This is a genomic window from Candidatus Streptomyces philanthi (assembly GCF_059553635.1).
Map to the genome: position 1 here is coordinate 20,078 of NZ_JCANQV010000015.1, position 17,105 is coordinate 37,182.

Annotated in this window: 19 protein-coding genes and 1 pseudogene; 3 read left to right on the forward strand and 17 right to left on the reverse strand. The window is 72.0% G+C overall.

Going from position 1 to position 17,105, the window contains the following annotated elements; genetic code table 11:
* Positions 1 to 79: 79 nt before the first annotated feature.
* The 3 genes from AC51EU_RS04025 (at position 80) to AC51EU_RS04035 (ending at position 2,370) form a co-directional block, all read left to right on the forward strand.
* Positions 80 to 1,312: a serine hydrolase domain-containing protein gene (locus AC51EU_RS04025; RefSeq protein WP_496265223.1), complete on the forward strand. Its 1,233-nt coding sequence runs from the start codon at positions 80 to 82 to the stop codon at positions 1,310 to 1,312.
* 24 nt (positions 1,313 to 1,336) lie between these two features.
* A complete protein-coding gene (locus tag AC51EU_RS04030; RefSeq protein ID WP_496265224.1) occupies positions 1,337 to 1,495 on the forward strand; it encodes a hypothetical protein in 159 nt (52 codons plus the stop codon).
* Positions 1,496 to 1,587: 92 nt separating this feature from the next.
* A complete protein-coding gene (locus AC51EU_RS04035) occupies positions 1,588 to 2,370 on the forward strand; it encodes an SDR family NAD(P)-dependent oxidoreductase (RefSeq protein WP_496265225.1) in 783 nt (260 codons plus the stop codon).
* 20 nt (positions 2,371 to 2,390) lie between these two features.
* Here the strand turns inward: AC51EU_RS04035 and AC51EU_RS04040 are convergent, their stop codons facing one another.
* From AC51EU_RS04040 to AC51EU_RS04120, 17 genes and pseudogenes are all read right to left on the reverse strand, one after another.
* On the reverse strand, positions 2,391 to 3,248 hold the full coding sequence (locus AC51EU_RS04040; RefSeq protein WP_496265226.1) for an EamA family transporter: 858 nt from the start codon (positions 3,246 to 3,248) through the stop codon (positions 2,391 to 2,393).
* Positions 3,245 to 3,757 (reverse strand): YbaK/EbsC family protein, encoded by a 513-nt coding sequence (locus AC51EU_RS04045; protein ID WP_496265227.1) that lies wholly within the window; start codon positions 3,755 to 3,757, stop codon positions 3,245 to 3,247. Before AC51EU_RS04045 ends, AC51EU_RS04040 begins: the two co-directional genes overlap by 4 nt.
* A gap of 71 nt (positions 3,758 to 3,828) precedes the next feature.
* Complete coding sequence (locus AC51EU_RS04050; RefSeq protein ID WP_496265228.1) at positions 3,829 to 5,475, reverse strand: penicillin-binding transpeptidase domain-containing protein; 1,647 nt, start codon at positions 5,473 to 5,475, stop codon at positions 3,829 to 3,831.
* 315 nt (positions 5,476 to 5,790) lie between these two features.
* Positions 5,791 to 6,387, reverse strand: coding sequence for a hypothetical protein (locus AC51EU_RS04055; protein WP_496265229.1), 597 nt, complete (start codon positions 6,385 to 6,387; stop codon positions 5,791 to 5,793).
* 688 nt (positions 6,388 to 7,075) lie between these two features.
* The gene (locus AC51EU_RS04060; protein WP_496265230.1) at positions 7,076 to 8,302 is read right to left on the reverse strand and encodes a tyrosine-type recombinase/integrase; all 1,227 of its coding nucleotides are present in this window, start codon (positions 8,300 to 8,302) and stop codon (positions 7,076 to 7,078) included.
* An 80-nt stretch (positions 8,303 to 8,382) separates the two neighbouring features.
* On the reverse strand, positions 8,383 to 8,601 hold the full coding sequence (locus AC51EU_RS04065) for a helix-turn-helix transcriptional regulator (protein ID WP_496265231.1): 219 nt from the start codon (positions 8,599 to 8,601) through the stop codon (positions 8,383 to 8,385).
* A 118-nt stretch (positions 8,602 to 8,719) separates the two neighbouring features.
* Positions 8,720 to 9,961 (reverse strand): DUF3631 domain-containing protein, encoded by a 1,242-nt coding sequence (locus AC51EU_RS04070; RefSeq protein ID WP_496265232.1) that lies wholly within the window; start codon positions 9,959 to 9,961, stop codon positions 8,720 to 8,722.
* A complete protein-coding gene (locus AC51EU_RS04075; protein ID WP_496265233.1) occupies positions 9,958 to 10,314 on the reverse strand; it encodes a hypothetical protein in 357 nt (118 codons plus the stop codon). The genes AC51EU_RS04070 and AC51EU_RS04075 overlap by 4 nt, the downstream gene beginning before the upstream one ends.
* Complete coding sequence (locus AC51EU_RS04080; protein ID WP_496265234.1) at positions 10,311 to 11,180, reverse strand: bifunctional DNA primase/polymerase; 870 nt, start codon at positions 11,178 to 11,180, stop codon at positions 10,311 to 10,313. The genes AC51EU_RS04075 and AC51EU_RS04080 overlap by 4 nt, the downstream gene beginning before the upstream one ends.
* On the reverse strand, positions 11,177 to 12,160 hold the full coding sequence (locus tag AC51EU_RS04085; RefSeq protein ID WP_496265235.1) for a DNA cytosine methyltransferase: 984 nt from the start codon (positions 12,158 to 12,160) through the stop codon (positions 11,177 to 11,179). The genes AC51EU_RS04080 and AC51EU_RS04085 overlap by 4 nt, the downstream gene beginning before the upstream one ends.
* 85 nt (positions 12,161 to 12,245) lie before the next feature.
* Entirely contained in the window at positions 12,246 to 12,704 is a 459-nt protein-coding gene (gene ssb, locus AC51EU_RS04090; RefSeq protein WP_496265236.1) for a single-stranded DNA-binding protein, read from the reverse strand.
* A 17-nt stretch (positions 12,705 to 12,721) separates the two neighbouring features.
* Positions 12,722 to 13,135, reverse strand: a complete 414-nt coding sequence (locus tag AC51EU_RS04095; protein ID WP_496265237.1) for a hypothetical protein — start codon at positions 13,133 to 13,135, stop codon at positions 12,722 to 12,724.
* An 11-nt stretch (positions 13,136 to 13,146) separates the two neighbouring features.
* On the reverse strand, positions 13,147 to 13,284 hold the full coding sequence (locus AC51EU_RS04100; protein ID WP_496265238.1) for a hypothetical protein: 138 nt from the start codon (positions 13,282 to 13,284) through the stop codon (positions 13,147 to 13,149).
* A 10-nt stretch (positions 13,285 to 13,294) separates the two neighbouring features.
* Positions 13,295 to 13,786, reverse strand: coding sequence for a hypothetical protein (locus AC51EU_RS04105; RefSeq protein ID WP_496265239.1), 492 nt, complete (start codon positions 13,784 to 13,786; stop codon positions 13,295 to 13,297).
* Positions 13,787 to 13,814: 28 nt separating this feature from the next.
* Complete coding sequence (locus AC51EU_RS04110; RefSeq protein ID WP_496265240.1) at positions 13,815 to 14,009, reverse strand: hypothetical protein; 195 nt, start codon at positions 14,007 to 14,009, stop codon at positions 13,815 to 13,817.
* Between the two features lie 219 nt (positions 14,010 to 14,228).
* A complete protein-coding gene (locus AC51EU_RS04115) occupies positions 14,229 to 16,382 on the reverse strand; it encodes a hypothetical protein (protein WP_496265241.1) in 2,154 nt (717 codons plus the stop codon).
* 1 nt (position 16,383) lies between these two features.
* Positions 16,384 to 17,105 (reverse strand): annotated as a pseudogene (locus AC51EU_RS04120) (hypothetical protein); the annotation flags it as partial.

Below are 17,105 nucleotides of genomic sequence, written 5' to 3' on the forward strand. Positions count from 1 at the left end.
GCCCCGGTCATCAGCACTGATCCACGAGAGGCACCATGGATGGGTCATCGGAGCGGCGGAAGAACGGAAGCGGGACACAGTGGTGGACGTCCAGGGCACGGTCGAGGACGGTTTCGAGCCGGTCCGGGACGCCTTCGCGGCCAACTTCGCGCGGCGCGGCGAACGCGGCGCGGCGGTGGCCGTCTACCGCCACGGCCGCAAGGTCGTCGACCTCTGGGCGGGCGTCAAGCACGGCGACGGCGGCCCCGACGGGCACGCCCCGGCCGCGTCCGACGGTCCCTGGCGGCCCGCGCCCGACGCCGCGCCCTGGCAGGAGGACACCGCCCAGGTGATCCGCTCCGCCACCAAGGGCATCGCCGCCCTCGTCCCCCTCCTGCTCCACCAGCGCGGACACCTCGACCTCGACGCCCCCGTCGGCACGTACTGGCCCGAGTTCAAGGCCGCCGGCAAGGAGCGCGTCCTGGTCCGGCACCTGCTGTCGCACCGCGCCGGACTCCCCGTCCTCGACACCCCCCTCACCCCCGCCCAGGCCGTCGACGGCACCAGCGGTCCCGCCGCGCTCGCCGCCCAGGCCCCCGCCTGGACCCCCGGCACCGACCACGGCTACCACGCCCAGACCTACAGCTGGCTGCTCACCGAACTCGTCCTGCGGGTCACCGGCCGCACCCTCGGTGACTGGGTCGCCGGCGAGATATCCGGGCCGCTCGGCCTCGACCTGTGGATCGGCCTGCCCGAGGCGGCCCGCTCCCGCGCCGGCCGCCTCGCCGACATCGCCGCGCCGCAGCCGGCCCCCTCGTCCGGCCTGCGCGTCCGCGCCAAGCAGTCCGTCGTCGACGCCTACCGCGACCCGTCCTCCCTCACCAGCCGCGCCTTCGCCGCCATCACCCCGGCCCCCGACGAGAACGACCCCGTCTACCGCGCCGCCCAGCTGCCCGCCTCCGGCGGCATCGCCACCGCCCGCTCCCTGGCCCGCTGCTACGCCGCGCTGATCGGCCCCGTCGACGGCCACCCCCGCCTCTTCGCCCCCGCCACCCTCACCCTCGCCCGCACCGAGGAATCCGCCGGCCCGGACCGCACCCTCGTCGTCAGCACCCGCTTCGGCCTCGGCTTCATGCTCCACGGCGCCGCCGCCCCGCTCCTCGCCCCCGGTTCCTTCGGCCACCCCGGCCGCGGCGGCGCCCTCGCCTTCGCCGACCCCGAGAGCGGCACCGCGTTCGGCTACGTCACCAACGGCATGCAGCGCAATGTCACGGCGGACCCGCGGGCGCAGGCCCTGGTCAAGGCGGTGGCGGCTTCGGGGACGGAGGGCTGAGGGCGTCGTGGCAACCTCGCGGAGGTGACCGGCGGACACCGACCGGACGACCTCGCGCGGCTGCGGCGCGCCCGGGACCGGACCGACCGGGAGGAGGCACGCCCGGCCGGCGGCCAGATCCGGAACCAGGAGCCGCGCCGAGCACTCCGCCCGCCGCACCGCCGCCGCCCGGTGCGGCAGTGAAAATCGGTGCGTACGAGGTCTCCCCCGCCCCTCCGGAGCCAGGGCACACTACAGCGACGGCAACCACGACGAGCTGGGCCGGGGGCGCTGGCATGAGGCGGTTCGAGGGATACGGAGCACTCGTCACCGGCGCCGGCCGGGGCATCGGCGAGGCGATCGCGCGACGGTTGGCGGGGGAGGGCGCCCGCGTCCTGGTCACCGACGCCGACGGGGAACGCGCCGCACGCGTGGCGGCGGACATCCGGGAGACCGGTGGTGCGGCCGAGGCGCTGGCCTGCGACGTGGCGGACCGGGACGCCGTCGAGGCGGCCGTCGACCACGCCGTACGGACCTTCGGACGGCTGGACGTCCTCGTCAACAGCGCCCACAGCTGCCACCCCGACACCCCCCTCTTCGAGGACCAGCCCGACGACGCCTGGGAGCGCGACCTCGACATCACCCTCGGCGGCGCCTTCCGCTGCGCGCGGGCCGCCCTGCCGCATCTGGCCGCCGCCGACGGGCGCGGCGCGATCGTCAACATCGGCTCCGTCAACGGCCTCCAGGACTTCGGGAACCACGCGTACAGCGCCGCCAAGGCGGGCCTGGCCGGACTGACCCGTACCCTCGCCGGCCATGCCGCGCCCCGTGGCGTACGCGTCAACCTCGTCGCGCCCGGCACCGTCGACACCCCCGGCTGGGCCGACCGGCCGCACGCCCTGGAACGCGCCGTGGCCGCCTATCCGCTGGGACGGGTGGGACGCCCCGACGACATCGCGGCGGCCGTCGCCTACCTCGCGTCCCAGGACGCCGCCTGGGTCACCGGCGTCACGCTGCCCGTCGACGGCGGGGTGCTCATCGCCCACCCCGAGCTGCGGCGGGCCCTGCGCGGGGAATGAGACGGAACGCCCCGCGTCCCTCACGCCCCGTGCAGCATCAACCCGATCCCCACCACCATCAGCCCCGCCGCCGCGATGCGGGGCGCGCCGAACCGTTCCTTGAAGAACACGGCCCCGATGGCGGCACCGACGATGATCGACGACTCGCGCAGTGCCGCCACCGGGGCGAGCGGGGCACGGGTCTGGGCCCACAGGACGAGGCCGTAGGCCAGGACGGAGAGGGCGCCGCCGAGCAGGCCGCGCACCGCGATGGGCCGCAGTTCCGGCAGCAGTCGGCCCCGGCGGGCGGCCAGCGCCACGAGGGGGATGGGCAGGCCCTGGAGGAGCATCAGCCAGGCCGTGTAGCCGGCGGCGCTGCCGGAGGCGCGCACGCCGAGGCCGTCGACGGTGGTGTACGAGGCGATGGCGAGGCCGGTCGCGACCGCGGCGAGCAGCGCCGGACGGCGCGAGGCGGCGGAGCCGGCCGCGCCGCGGATGCCCCACAGCGCGACACCGAGCAGACCGGCGGAGGCCAGGGCGACACCGGCGAGCCCCCAGGGGCCGGGGACCTCCCCGGCGAAGACCGCGGCGAGGACGGTGACGACCAGCGGCGCCGTACCGCGCGCTATCGGGTACATCTGCCCGAACTCACCGAGCCGGAACGACTGCATCAGCAGGGCCTGGTAGGCGAGATGGAGCAGCGCGGACGCCACCAGGAACGGCCAGGCCCCGGCGGCCGGAAGCGGAACGAACGGCAGCGCCACGACCCCGCAGAGGATGCCCCCGGTGCCGACGAGGGTGAAGGCCAGCAACTGGTCACGTATGCCGTGGGCCAGCGCGTTCCAACTGGCGTGGGTGAAGGCGGCGAGCAGGACGGCGGCGACGACGAGCGGCGTCATGCGCTGCGCTCGCGGACGTCCGCCACCCGGGCCCGCGCGTACGAGACCAGCGAGGCCGGGTCGAGCGGGAAGACGGTGTGCGGGGTGCCGGCGGCGGCCCAGACGATGTCGTGTGCGAGCAGATTGCTGTCGGCCAGGACGCGGGTGCGGGTGCGGTGCCCGAAGGGCGGTACGCCGCCGATGGCGTAGCCGGTGGTCTCGCGGACCACCGTCGCGTCGGCCCGGGTGACGCGGGTGGCGCCCAGTTCGGCGCGGACGCGTTCCACGTCGACCCGGGAGGAGCCGTCCATCAGGACCAGTACCGGTTCGCCGTCGGCCGCGAAGATCAGGGACTTGACGATCTGGGAGAGCTCGCAGCCGATCGCGGCGGCGGCCTCGGCGGCGGTGCGGGTGGCGTCGGGGAAGCGGCGGACCTCGACGTCCAGGCCCAACTCCCGCAGCGCTTCGGCGAAGCGGGGGTGAGCCGGTGAGCTGGTGGCGGACGGGGCAGGAGAGACGGAATCGTTCATGCCCGCACGCTAACGAACGGCGTGCGGGCGGGGCGAGGGTCCGGTCCGGTGAACGGCCGGACCCCCGTACGTCAGCGTGCGGTGAGGACGGCGCGGACCAGCGGCCCCGCGTTGGTGCCACCGTGGCCGCTCGCCGGGACGACGGCCGCCGCCGCGAGGTCACCGCGGTAGGCGGTGAACCAGGCGTTGGGCTTCTTCTGGTTGTCGACCTCGGCCGAACCGGTCTTGGCGCCGATGTCACCACTGACCCCGGACATCGCCTGCGCGCCCGTACCGGCCGTGGCCGTCGTCCGCATCAGCGCCTTCATCGCCGCCGCGGTCTCCTTCTTCATGGCGCGCGGGGCCTTGGCGAGGGTGCGGTGGTCGAGGTCGGGGGAGACGAGGTAGGGCTGGCGGAAGGTGCCGGACTGGACGGTCGCGGAGAGCGAGGCGACGGTGAGGGGGTTCATCCGCACCCCGCCCTGACCGATGAGCGAGGCCGCCATCTGCGCGTCGTGCTGGACGGGCACCGCGCCGTCGAAGGTGGGGATGCCGGTCTGCCAGTCCAGGCCGATGCCGAAGACGTCCCGGGACACCTTGGTCAGATCGTCGTCCGAGAGGTCCTTGGCCTTGCCGATGAAGGCGTTGTTGCAGGACGCGGCGAAGCTCTGGGAGAAGGTGCCCTTCTTGATCTCGGACTCGTTGAGGTTCTGGAACTTCCAGCCGCCCACCGTCACGTACTTGGGGCACGGGTGGTCCTTGCCCGGCGAGGTCATGCCCTTGTCGATGAGCATCGCCGCGGTGACGATCTTCATCGTGGAACCGGGGGCCAGCGAGCCCTGGGTGGCGACGTTGAAGCCCTTCGCGGGCGCGTTGGCGATGGACAGGATCTCGCCGGTGCTGGGCTTGAGCGCCACCATCGCGGCCTTGTCCTTGCCCGCGACCGCCTTCTGCGCCGCCTTCTGGAGCGTGGCGTCGAGGGTGGTCCGCAGCGTGCCGGGCGTGCCCTTGGACAGCACCTTGAGCGTGCGGTCCTTCTTCCCGCCGTCCTTGGGGCCCTTGGCGTGGCGGACGACCAGCTCGATACCGGGCGTGCCGTCGGTCTTGTCGCCGTAACGCTCGCGCAGTCCCGCGAGGATGCCCGCCAGCTCCGGGTACTCCTCGGGCGTCAGTTCCTTGCCGTTCCGGTCCACGGCCTTGATCGGCGGCGCGGCGGCCTCGCCGGTGCGCAGCACGTCGCCCTTGCCCAGGCCCGGGTGGAGGGTGTCGGGCCGCCAGCCGACGCGGGGTTCGCCGGTGGTCTTGTCGCGGGTGAGGCGGAGGGTGGCGCGGTAGGTGAAGGGCGCGGTGCGGCCCTTGTAGGAGATCTGGGCGGTGGCGGTGTACGGGACGCTCTCGCCCGAGGGGGTACCGGGCTGGACGCGGAACGAGGAGAAACGTGCCTGCTTGGTGAAGTCCGCGAGCGCCTTGCGCGCCGTACCGGGGTCGTCGGTCAGCCCGGCCGCCTTCTCCGCGTCGGCCGACTGCCAGGCGGTGAGGAAGCCGTCCGCCGTGGCCCGGACCTCCTTGGCGGACAGCGGACCGGTCGGCACCTCCGGCGCACCCATCGCGGCGTCCGCCCGCACCGCCTGCGGACCGTCCCCGCCACCCGGACCACCGAACAGGGCGAACCCGCCGGCCACCCCCGCGACCAGGGCCGCCGATCCGCCGATCAGCCCGTACTTCACCTCTCGGCGCATGCCGCGATTCCCCTCCCGGATCCTCGTCCCCGCAGAGTGCACAAGGACGTGCCCCGCACTCTATGGGACGCGGGGACCGGATGAATCTCGATCAGGCCACGGTCCGGTGACACGGTCTCGACAGACGGTGACAAGCGGAAAATCGCCGACGTGCGGGGACGGCGGGGGCGTTGGCCCCCGCCGCCCGTTCGTCGTCCCCGCGCTCACCGGCCGCCGCGCCGCGGTCCGCCTGCGCCGAACGGATGCGGTGCGTGTTCTGCGCGGATACCCGACGTGGCGTGCCGAGGGCGAAACGAGGTACCCGTCGCCGGGGTGTTACAGCGACTCCCACCACGCCTTCACTGTGTTCCAGGCGTTCGTGAAGAATTCCTTCACCTTATTCCACAGCTTTTCCAGCTTGTGCATCAATTCCTTGAAGAACTCGACAACGGTGTCCCAGAGGTTTTTGAAGAACTCGCTGACCTTGTGATACGCCTGGACCAGCAGGGAGCGTGCTTCGGGGTACTTGTTCCCGATCTCCTTCAGCTTCTTGGCGAGCGCCTTCTGGCGGGTGGCGAAATCGTCGATGTTCTTCTGCGTCTGGGCGTCGATGAGGCTGTCGAAGTCGGTCTTGCTCATTTCCCCCCGGTAGCGCTTCTCCGCGAGGGGGGCCGTGTGCTCCTCGTTCTCCTTGATTCTCGCCTGGTGCTCGTTCTTGCTGTACTGGAGGGCTTGCTTCGCTTCGCTCGGAAGGTCCGAGAAGTTCGGCGTGTTGGTGTGCAGGCCGTCGACCAGGCTGTACGGCCGGGGCGACGCGCCGCGCCGCGTGGCGGCCACCTGGGCGATCGAGTCGTGCCCGATGGCGTCGATGAGGTTCTCGAACTCGAACTCCGTCATCTCGGGGAGCGCTTCGAGTGACCGGGGTGCAGTCATTTCCTTCTCCTGTCCAGGCTTTTTCGTCGCTTTTGATCAAGCGGCCCCGCGGCAGTTTTGCGGGTTGAATTCTTGATCGCGACTCAGCTTAGTGACGCGCCGCCCATAAACCTCATGAACGGACGAGAACGAGCCGTCTCGAACCGGCGGCCGGAACTGCCCCGATGCCGCCGACCCGATGGCGTGGCCCAATGACCCGAAGGGATGGGGGGAATGCCGCTCCGGAGATGCCGACGTGGCTTTTCCGGCGTGTCACCTGGGCAAAGGAGTCCAGGGGGCCGGGAAGACCGGCAACACCTCAGCGGGGTGGCTTCTATCCCGCACCTGACGGCTTCGGGGGCGGCGGCTTCCGATGCCCGAGGGATACCGCCACCACGGGCAGGAAACATCCGGCTCTTGTGGCGGAATACGGCCCGGCGCCGGCCCGGTCGCCCAAGGCAGGGCGAGTGGGGGCGGCCCCGCCCGCCGCGCCGTGTCGCCGCGGCTCCGGCGCCGCGCCCCGGCCGCTGCCCCTAAACCCACGTGTCCAGCCACATCCTCTGGTGCCACGCCGACTTGGGGATCGGCAGGCCCGTGTAGATCGGGTAGAAGTACACGAAGTTCCTTCGAATCGAGGTTCTAGGGGCCTGACCAGCGTGTTCCGCTGCGACCGGGGTTCTGCCTGAGTGCCGGGGCCGTCTCTGGGCCGTCAGGCGGCCCCAAGAGCGTCGTCTACGGCCTTCCGCGTCCGCCCCTCACTGCTGGGCATCAGGTGGGTGTACACCCGAAGCGTGAAGCCGGGATCTTTGTGACCCAGGTACTGACTCACGGCTCGGATGTTTTCGCCGGCGTCCAAGAGGACGGAAGCGTAGTAGTGCCTCAGTGCGTGCATCCCGTGTTCCCGGGCGGCCTGGTGACGCTCGCCGGGCTCACGCTCGGGGATGATACCTGCCGAGACGAGAGCGGGCTTCCAGTACGTGTCATCGAAGGTGCTGGCCCGCACATGGCTGCCTGTGGCGCTGGGGAACACGAGGGACTTGGTGACCGGCGGCCCGTCCAGAGTTGCCCATGGCAGGGTCACCTTGACTGGTGGGAATGCCTCCATATGGGCCCTCAGCCTCTCGGCCACAGAGGCAGGCAAGGGCACGTCCCGGATCTTCCGGCGCTTGGGCAGCGCGAACACGAACTTCCCCCCGATCCGCTTGACCTGGTTCCGGACCGTGAGCCAGCCACCGTCGAAGTCCAGTTGATCCTCTGGCAGACCGAAGATCTCAGCTTGCCGGAGACCACACCCGGCCCCGAGATCGACGGCAGCGCGGAAGCGCTCAGGCAGAGCCAGTCGCACGTCGTGCACCTGCTGTTCCTTCCACGGCGTTACCCGGCTTGGAGTGGGCTGAGGCGCCTTGACTGAGCGAGCATGGCACGGGTTCTTGAGGATCAGTCCGTCGTCAACGGCAGCATTGAAGGCGGCTGACACGGTTCCGTAGATGATGAGTCGGTGCGCAGCTGCGGGCACGGCGGCTTCGAGCTTGCTGAGCCACGTCCTGACGTGGCCAGGCTGGAACGAGGTGAGCGGACGGGACCCGATGTAGGGCCAGGCATGGAGACGTAGCCGCCGCTCGGCCGCGTTCCGGCTGTTGACCTCGGTCGCCAGCGTCTGTACCCAGCCCTTCGAGAACTGCTCGAAGGTGAGCCGGGCTGCTTTCGGGTCCGTGTAGTGGCCGGTCGTCATGTCGGCGGCGGTCTTGGTCAGCCACTGCTCGGCAAAGCGCCTCTGCTTGTCGGGGAAGCTCTTGGACTTCTCGGTGCCGTCGGGGCCGATGTATCGGGCCCGGTAGCGATTGCCGGTGCCGTGGCGGTTGGTCTTGACGCGGTTGGTCTTGCCGTCGGGGCCTTTCTCGGTCTTGTACCAGCGGTCTTGGATGTGGCCGGCCATGCGGACGGTGGTCCCTTCTGCATGCCGCAGGGGCGGAACCACACGGTTCCGCCCCTGCGGGTGGTGGGTCTGCGGTTGTGTCAGGCGGCATTGAGGGCGGTCTGCTGGTCGATCCAGTCGCGGACGGCGGCGGGGTCGTAGCGCAGGTGCTTGCCGACGCGGAAGCCGGTCGGGCCGGTGCCCCGCTTGCGCCACTGGTAGATGGTCTCCAGCGGCACGCTGAAGAGGTCGGCGAGGTCGGCGGGGGTCAGGTAGCGGGGCGGGAGGTCGGCGTGGCTGTCGGTGGGTGCGCTCGGCACGGAATCTCCTTCGACGCTTCGGTCCCCAGGGGGCGGTTACATCGGTTACGTCGGTTACATCGCAGGTCAGGGGCGGGTTTTGTGTAACCGATGGCTGCGGTGTAACCGATCGGGTCGGTTACAGGGACAGCGGGGCGGGGGTGGCCGTAACCGTCGCGCAACGGTTACGGGTGTCCGGATCGGTTACGGCGGCGTCGCTGGTCAGGGGGTGTTCAGTGGGGGGTGTAACCGATGTAACCGATGTTTCGGGAGGGGGTGGGCAGTAGCGCTCCCATGCGTCGGTGAGGTCGTCGCGGCGGTAGCCCTTGGTGGGCTGTCCACCGACGCGGATGGTGCGGGGTTTGATGGGGTCGCCCTTGGTGGTGACGTACTCGCGGAGGAGGCGGGACAGGCCACGGGCGTTGAGGGGTTGGCCGTCGAGGTCGCCCCAGGGGGAGTCCTCCAGGTTGTTGAGCAGGTGGAGGATCTCGACGGTGGAGACGGCGGTTTCGCCGGGGAAGATGTGGTCGCGCAGGTCGGTGAGGAGGCGGACTCCGACGGAGGCGCGGTCGTGTTCGTCGACGGCGTTGACGAGTTCGACGCAAGCCTGGCGGGCGCGTTCGGGCCAGTGTCCGCCGGCCGCGTCGGCGATGGCGAGCAGGGGCTCCCACACGTCGGCGGGGCGGTCGGTGATGCCCTCGGGCATCTCGGGGAACACCCCGTCGATGCTGTCGCGGGTGTGGGCGGCCCATTCGGCGAGGCGGTCGCGCAGGGCGTGGCCCTGTGGTTCGTGGATGCGGTGGCGGTAGGGCTCGACCCTCTCGGAGCGGGCGCGGCGGCGCATGCGGATGATGACGGAGCGGGCCAGGATCGTGTCGGGCAGGGAGCCGAGTCCGGCCAGGGCGACGGCGCAGTACGAGGGGAAGGCGACGACGGTCTGGGTGCCGCCGTCGCCCAGGCACCGGTAGGAGACGCCGCTGCGGCGGTGGCCGGCGTTGATGAGGCCCCGCAGGTCCTCGTTGTCCTTCGCCTTGGGGCCGAAGACGGTGTCGATCTCGTCGAAGAGGATGACGGGGCGGCTGACCTCGTCGGCGACGGCCCGGAACAGTGCGGCGGGGGAGGCGTTGACCGCGTGCATGGGGTGTGGCACCAGCGTGCTGCTGATCTCCAGCGCCCTGGTCTTGCCGCTGCCGGGCTCCGGGGAGAGGAACGCGAGGCGGGGGGTGGAGTCGAAGCTGTCGAGCATGTGGGTGTGGGCGTCCCACAGCACGACAGCCACGTAGGCGGCCTCCGTCGGGAACGCGTTGAACCTGCGGTGGAACTGCTCGACCTCGTCCAACAAGGCCGCGCCGTCGATGGAGTCGTCGTCTGAGGCGGTCATGCGCTGGTCCTCTCGTGGTATGGGGCGCGCTGTGGGCAGACGTCCCGGTGGGCGGTGTGGTCGTCGATGAGGGCGTGGACCTTGGCGTGTCCGGCGGCGAACCGGTCCCGGCCGCAGCAGCACTTGGAGGTGGCGGTGGGGAGGGCGCCGCGGGGTGCGGTGATGTGCAGCCAGGCGACGGGGTGACGGCCGTCGCCCGGGTGCGGGTCAGGACCTGAAAGGACGCCCTGACGGGCGGCGTCCTTCGGGGCGCCGATGGTCGTCCGGGGTGTGGTCGGGGTGGCGGGTTCGGGCTGGTGTGGGGTGGGGGTGGAAGAGACCACCCCGGCGCGGCCGGCGCGGCGGGGGCTCATGCGGCCGTCCCGGCGCTGCTGGCCAGGCCGCGGGTGACCGCACGTCGGGCGTACGGTTCGGGGACGCCGACGGAGACGGCTGCGGCGACGATGCTCTCGGCGAGGTTGTCCAGGCCGCACGGGCCGGGGCAGGCGGCGTGCTGGGCGGCGATGAAGGACGCGACGCCGTACGCCTTCGACCCGGCGCCGGACTCCGTGCAGGCGCGGACCATGTCCGCCCCGCGTGCCAGGCCGGTGACGACGTAGCGTTCGGTGTGCCGGCACCCGGTGGCCCCCGTCCAGTCCCAGGTGGTGCGCCCGCGGACGGAAGAGACCACGCCTCGCGCGGGGGTGGTCTCTTCTCCTGCGAGGGCGCGGACGGCCGCGGTGAGGTCGGTCATGGTGCCGGTGCCGGGTCCGAGCCAGCGGGCGTAGGACAGGCGGGACTTGATGTCCACGCCGGGCCGTACCTTGTTCGCGGAGCGCATGGCGCGGCGGTAGATCCAGTGCTCCCCGCGCGTCGTGGTCACGGTCCGGGTGGGCGGCAGGCTCTTGCGGGCCCATGCGACGGCGGCGGCGTCGTCGAGGTCGACGACGGTGAGTCCGGCGCCGCCGGGGTGGTAGGCGACGGCTGCGGCCTCACGCCACGCGCGGGCCCATGCCGGGGAGGTGAGGACGGCGGGGTCGGTGGTGGCGGCGGCCCAGCCATGGCAGGGGGCAGGACAGTGGCAGGGGCCCGCGGCCTTCATGTGCGGGCGGTCCCCACAGGTGCTACCCGAGCAGGCCGGGCAGTTGGGGAAGGGGCGCTTGCCCCGGCTCAGCGGCAGCACCGGCACGCCGGTGGCGGCCAGGCGCAGGGCGGTGCGGAGGGGGGTGTGCGCGGTCATGCGGCCGTCTCCCTGTCCGTCTGGGCCAGATGGGTGGTGGTCAGGAGGTGGTGGAGGGCTGCTGCGCCCTGTTGGGGGACGACGCCGTTGCCCAGGGCGCGCAGTTGGCGGGTGCGGGAGAGGCCGGGGACGTCGGTGACGTGCCCGTCGGGCAGGCCCATCAGCCACTCGACGAATGGCGGGTTCAGGCGTCCCAGATCGTCAGTTGGCCGGGGGGCGGGGCGTCCGAGGATGCGTTCCCAGCGGTCGATCGCGGGTGCGAAACGGCCCCAGTGAGCGTCTGGTTGCCGCGGGGATACGTCGGGCTGCTCCGGTCCCCGTCGGCTGTTGTTGGCGTCGGCAGCAGGGAGACGGTGTGGCGCAGGTTCATCCCGCCGCGGGCTGCGTGTCCGGTGCCGGTGGCTTCCGAGGTCGAGGGGGTCGGCAGCAGGGCGAGGACGTTCGGCAGGCCGTCCTTGTAGCCGCGTCCCTTGGAGTCGCGGGCCCTGGGGGTCGGCAGGCCAGGCGAGGAGGAAGAGGCGGTTGCGTGGGTGGGCGGCGCCGACGTCGGATGCGCGAAGAGTGCACCACTGCGCATCGAGCCCGAGGCGGGCAAGGTCGGTGAGGACGGTGTCGAAGCCCAGGGAAAGGTGCCCTGCGACGTTCTCAAAGAGGCAGAGGCGGGGTCGTAGTACGCGAAGGGCGTGGGCGAGGTGGGGCCAGATGTGGCGGGCATCGGTGGTACCTCCTCGATGGCCGGCGGTGCTGAACGGCTGGCAGGGGTATCCGGCGGTGACGATGTCGACGGGGGCGACGGCCGCCCAGTCGGTGGTGGTGATGTCGCCGAGGTTCGGCACGTCGGGGTGGTGGTGGGTGAGGATGCGGGCGGCGCCGGGGTCGGGGTCGGCGACCCGGGCGAGGACGCCGCCCAGGACGTGCTGGACGGCCATGTCGAGGCCGCCGTACCCGGTGCACATCGACCCGATGCGCAGATGAGGCATGCTGGAACCTCCAGTTCTCGTAGATGGGCTGGTGCCGGGGCGACCGCGTGACTTTGGTGAGACGCGGCGGTCGCCCCGGGCGTGATCAGAACGGCGGGTTCTCCCCGCCGGGGCCGGACGCGGGTGCGGTGTTCCACACGTCCCCGCCGGACCGCTTGCTGCCACCGCCTCCGTTGTTGCGCGGGGCGGCCTTGGTGACGGTGGCCGTGGCGAAGGTCAGGCTCGGGCCGATGTCGTCGACTTCCATCACGAGCATCGACCGGGTCTCGCCCTGGTCGGTCTGCCAGTCGAGTTGGCGCAGGCGTCCGGAGACGATCACGCGCATCCCCTTGGTCAGGGAATCGGCGACGTGCTCGGCCAGGCGACGCCACGCCGAGCAGCGCATGAACATCGACGTGCCGTCCTTGTACTGGCCGGACTCGCGGTCGTAGGCGCGGGGGGTGGACGCGACGGTGAACCGGACCATCGGCGCGCCGGACGCGGTGAACTTCAGCTCCGGGTCGCCGGTCAGGTTGCCGGTGATGGTGATGGGGGTCTCTCCCATGGCCACGGGGGTGCTCCTCAGTGGTTGTTGGCGCGGTAGTAGGCGGTGATGGCGGCCTGGCGGGTGGTGTCGCCGGGGCCGGGGTAGACGCGGCCGCCGTCGAGGGCGGCGAGCATGCGGGCGCCGTGGTGGACGCAGCCGAGGACACCGACGACGCCGGCGTCGTGGACGCGGCTCATGGACCGGTCGCGGATCTCCACGGCGTCGTGCGGGCCCTCGCAGGGGGTGGGGTCGTCCCGGTGGGCGGCGTCGCAGCGGGGGACCGGGCCGGGCTTCGGCGGGGTGCGGTGGTCGGCGGTGACGTACAGCTCTTCCGCGCTGGAGGTGAGGGCTCGGTGACGCCGGACCTCTGTGACGGTGAAGGCGTCGTGGAGGGCGGTGAGGACGGGGGTGCTGTCGAGCGGGTCGCAGGTGACGTGGATGGCGAACATGTCTCTCCTGGTCAGTCGCAGACGCAGTCGGGGCGTTCGGCGGAGCCGTCGGCTCCGCAGCCGCAGCAGTGCGGGTAGGCGTAGGGCTCGCTGTAGTCGCTCGGCTCGTCGCAGAGCTCGCAGCCGGTGAACTCGTCGTCCTCGTACACGGATCGCTCCTCAGCGGTGGTTGATGGTGCCGTTGGCGCGGCCGAACATCCCGGTCGCGCTGATGTGTTGGGTGATGTGGGTGGTGGGCGTCGCGGTGTTGGTGGTGGTGCGGCGGGCGGCCCAGATGGCGGCGGCGAGGGCGGGGCCGCCGACGGTGATGAGGCCGACGGCGGCCCAGAGGGTCTGTGTCATGGCGTGGAGTCCGGGGGCGGCGGCGGAGAGGCCGAGTCCTGCGGCGGCGGTGCCGCCTCCGACGGTGGGTGCGAGCAGGGCGGTCGTCTTGGCCCAGCGGGGGATCGGCTGGGCGGTCGGCGCCTGGGGTACGGCGGGCGGCGGCGCGGGGTCGGGGTGGGTGTAGGCGAGGGTGCGGGCGCCGTTGGGCAAGGTGACGATCTGTACGCCGGGCGGCAGGGGGTGGGCGGGTATCAGGGGGCCGTCGGCGGGCCGGTGGACGACCACGTCGGCCGGTACCCGCGCGGTGGGGTCGGGGTGGGGGTGCACGGGTTCTCCTCAACGTGCCGGGCGAGGGTTAGGCGGTGAGGTGGGTGAGGGCGGTGGCGATGGCGCGGCAGGCCGATTCGATGGCGGCGTGGGCGCCGGTCCCGGCGACGAAGAAGCCGAAGAGGAACACGACGGCGGCGGTGCCGAGGGTGAGGGAGCGGCCGCGGACGAGGGCGAAGGTGAGGATGCCCAGGAGGACGACGGCGGAGATCGTTAAGGCCATGGAGGGGTCTCTTCCGGGATGTGGCGGACCCCGGCCCGGCGGGTGCCGTGGCCGGGGTCCGGCTTGTCGTGTGGCTTGTCGTGCCGCTTGTCGCTTGTCTTGTCGCGGCTTGTCTTGTCGCTTGTCGCCTTGCAGGTCAGGGAGCGTTTTTGCGGCTCTCAGACGGGCGCACAGGCCCTTGTGCGGGGCGGGCGACAAGCGACAAGACAAGTGGTCCGGTCAGGCGTCGGCTTCGCCCTTGGGGGCGTGATCGCGGTGGACGTAGCGGACCTTGGTGGCCTCGCCGACGCGGACCGCGTCCCCGCTGTCGACCCATGCCTTGAGCCACTGCACGATGGTCTGGCGGCTCGTGCCGAAGCGGGGCTTGAGTTGGCGTTCCAGGGCGGAGGCCCCGGTGCCTTCCGGCCCGGCCGCAGCGAGGAGGCCGAGGGCGGCCTGCTGGGCGTCGGCGGGCCCGGCATCCTCGTCGCCGGACGGTGAGGGGGCGGGTTCCTCGTGGCGGTGGGCGGAGAGGTTCAGGCCGGGCCGGTCCGTGCGTCGTTCGGGGCGTTCCCGGGCGGGTTCGGGGGCGGTGGCGAACCGCTTGTCGATCTGCTCGCGGAAGGCGCGGGCGAGGGCGTCTTCGTCCTCGGTGATCTTGCCCGTGTCACCGCGGTGGGCGGAGAGGTTCAGGCCGCGGCGGCTGACGGGGGCCTCCGGCTGGCCGGGCGCCCCGGCCACCGCTGCGGGGGTGCCGTCGCGCATCCATGCGGTGCGTTCGGGGGTCCAGCGGTTGGTGTAGGCGTCACCGGCGGCGCGGGCGGAGATCTCGTCCAGGGCAGGGTGGCGGGCGGAGGTGGCGGCGGTGATCTCGCGGATCTGGTTGGGCAGAATCCGCCAGGTCTTGAAGAGGGCCGCGGGGGATTCGGGGGTGCCCATGAACCCGGCTCCCTTGTAGGGGGCCTGGTCGACGCGCAGACCGCGGTGGCCGGGGAACATCTTGCCCAGGTCCATGCCTTCGACTTCTCCGCCGGTGAGCGCGACGCGGGTCTTGGCCTCGCGGCGGATGAGCAGGTGGCCGAGGACGGCACTGGTGGCGCCGAGGGCGGTCAGCACGGTGCGTACGCCCATGGCGCGGGCGATGCGGATGACTTCCACGATCTTCTCGGCGAGCTTGCGCAGGCGCTTGTCGTTGCTGGTCAGGATCTCCGCGCCCTCGTCGATGACGAGCATGATCTGCGGGATCGCCGGGCTGATGGGCAGGAGGTCGGTGTTGGCCTGGGCCATCAGATCCTGGTAGGCGCGCTTGCGTTCCTTCGCGATCCTGAGGGTGGCGTCCAGCATGAGCAGGGCTTCGTCGTGGGAGGCGGCGAGCCAGTCGATGCCGGGCCGTACTGCCTCGCCGCCGTTGGTGAGCTGGCCGGTGAGGGCGGGCACTGCCCAGGGCAGGCCGGCCGATCCGGCGTTGAGGTCGATGACGAAGGTCAGCACGTCGGTGGCGCGGGCGAATCCGGCGAGGATGACGTGGATCATGTTGGTCTTGCCCGACCCGGTGGGCCCCACGACGAGGGCGCACTGTTCACGCAGGTAGGTGGAGATCTCCTCGGCGTTGGTGCGGTATCCCCACGGGATGCCGGTGAGTACGGACAGGGGGCCGTAGCCCGGCGGGTACATCTCCTCTTTGACGAGCATGTTGACCGTGGTCACGTCGATGATCACCCGGCCCTGGTTGACGCCGGGCCCGGCGGTGGCGGTGCAGCCGTGCGGCAGCCCGGCGTCGGCCGCCAGCTTCGGGGCCTCGGCGGCGATGCGGTCGTAGGTGGTGCCGCCGGGCGGGAGTTCCGCGTCGAGGGAGAACCCGGCGCCGGTGGGCCACTTCTCGACTGCCAGGACGCGCACGTTGATGCCGCACACTCGCCTGATCCGGTCGATCCACTCGGCCGCCAGCTCGCGCCGCTCGGCGGACAGTTCGGCGGCGACCTGCCGTGCGGCGGCGGTGAGGGCTTCTTCCTCGCGGGCTTCTTCGTAGAGGGCGGTGGTGCGGGTGGTGGTGGCGATGCCGACGCCGAGGGTGGCCAGGGAGCCGAGGGCGGCCCAGGTCAGGGGGCCGTGGGCGGTGGCCCAGGTGGTCCATCCGGCGCCGACGAGCCAGCAGGCGGCGCGGGCGGCGATGGTGCGGGCGGCGAGGCGGTGGCGCAGGCCAGCGGCGGTGTGGCCGAGGGCCCCGGCGGCGCCGGCGGCCAGGGCCCAGCCGGGCGGCATGCCGGTAGCGGCGCCGGTGGTGGCGACCGCGAGGGCGCCGGTGGTGGCGGACAGGGCGCCGGTCACGGGCCCGTGACCGGCCGCCCAGTCCCACACCGGCCCCTGCTGCGGCTTGGCAGAGGTCTTGGTCATCTCAGACGTTCCACTTCTTCTCGGCGTCGGTGCCGTTGCGGGGGTCCTCATGGCGGGCGATGTCACCCTCGTGAACCTCCCGGAAGTACGGTCCGACCTGGTCGGCGACGTCCACGGAAGTCAGCAGCGCGTTGTGGATCTCGTCGAAGGCGTCGGCGATCTCCTTCTCCAGCGGGAACTCCTCGTCGGAGCGCTCGGCGAGGATCTTGAAGGTGTTGGCGATGGCAGTGAGGGCGGCGGGGAGGCCCTCGATCATGGCCAGGATCTCCATGGCGTCGTCGGGCTCGTAGTCCCGGGCGGCCTGCTCCATCTCCGCCGCCGCTTCCTCGAACTTGAATCCGGACACGTTGATCACCTTCACGGGGTCGGGGGTGGGCAGCAGGTGGGCGGGGCGCTCCACCCGGTCCTTGATGTCACCGGCCGCAGCATCGTCGTCGGCCGCGGCTTCGGCTTCTTCCAGGCGGGCGAGGATCTCGGCGTCACGGGCCTTACGGGCCGCCCGTGCGTCCTCGGCGAGACGCCGGTAGAGGCGGCGGCCGGGGTATTGCAGCCACTGCCAGCCGAACTTGCGGCCCAGCGGCGTAGTGATCAGCCCCAGCACGCCCACGGGGGCGGCCAGCAGCGCGGCCATCAGACAGCGGCCGTGCATCCGGGCCGCCGAACGCCGCAGCTCCCGCCGGGCCGAGCGGCGCGCGGCGGCCGTGCGCAGCTTCGAACGAGCAG

Coding starts and splice junctions, on each gene's coding strand:
- AC51EU_RS04085 (WP_496265235.1), bottom strand. CDS start 12,160: ATGCCTCATCTGCGCATCGGGTCGATGTGCACCGGGTACGGCGGCCTC.
- AC51EU_RS04035 (WP_496265225.1), top strand. CDS start 1,588: ATGAGGCGGTTCGAGGGATACGGAGCACTCGTCACCGGCGCCGGCCGG.
- AC51EU_RS04040 (WP_496265226.1), bottom strand. CDS start 3,248: ATGACGCCGCTCGTCGTCGCCGCCGTCCTGCTCGCCGCCTTCACCCAC.
- ssb (WP_496265236.1), bottom strand. CDS start 12,704: ATGGGAGAGACCCCCATCACCATCACCGGCAACCTGACCGGCGACCCG.
- AC51EU_RS04055 (WP_496265229.1), bottom strand. CDS start 6,387: ATGACTGCACCCCGGTCACTCGAAGCGCTCCCCGAGATGACGGAGTTC.
- AC51EU_RS04050 (WP_496265228.1), bottom strand. CDS start 5,475: ATGCGCCGAGAGGTGAAGTACGGGCTGATCGGCGGATCGGCGGCCCTG.
- AC51EU_RS04075 (WP_496265233.1), bottom strand. CDS start 10,314: ATGAGCCCCCGCCGCGCCGGCCGCGCCGGGGTGGTCTCTTCCACCCCC.
- AC51EU_RS04070 (WP_496265232.1), bottom strand. CDS start 9,961: ATGACCGCCTCAGACGACGACTCCATCGACGGCGCGGCCTTGTTGGAC.
- AC51EU_RS04110 (WP_496265240.1), bottom strand. CDS start 14,009: ATGGCCTTAACGATCTCCGCCGTCGTCCTCCTGGGCATCCTCACCTTC.
- AC51EU_RS04060 (WP_496265230.1), bottom strand. CDS start 8,302: ATGGCCGGCCACATCCAAGACCGCTGGTACAAGACCGAGAAAGGCCCC.
- AC51EU_RS04045 (WP_496265227.1), bottom strand. CDS start 3,757: ATGAACGATTCCGTCTCTCCTGCCCCGTCCGCCACCAGCTCACCGGCT.
- AC51EU_RS04095 (WP_496265237.1), bottom strand. CDS start 13,135: ATGTTCGCCATCCACGTCACCTGCGACCCGCTCGACAGCACCCCCGTC.
- AC51EU_RS04115 (WP_496265241.1), bottom strand. CDS start 16,382: ATGACCAAGACCTCTGCCAAGCCGCAGCAGGGGCCGGTGTGGGACTGG.
- AC51EU_RS04080 (WP_496265234.1), bottom strand. CDS start 11,180: ATGACCGCGCACACCCCCCTCCGCACCGCCCTGCGCCTGGCCGCCACC.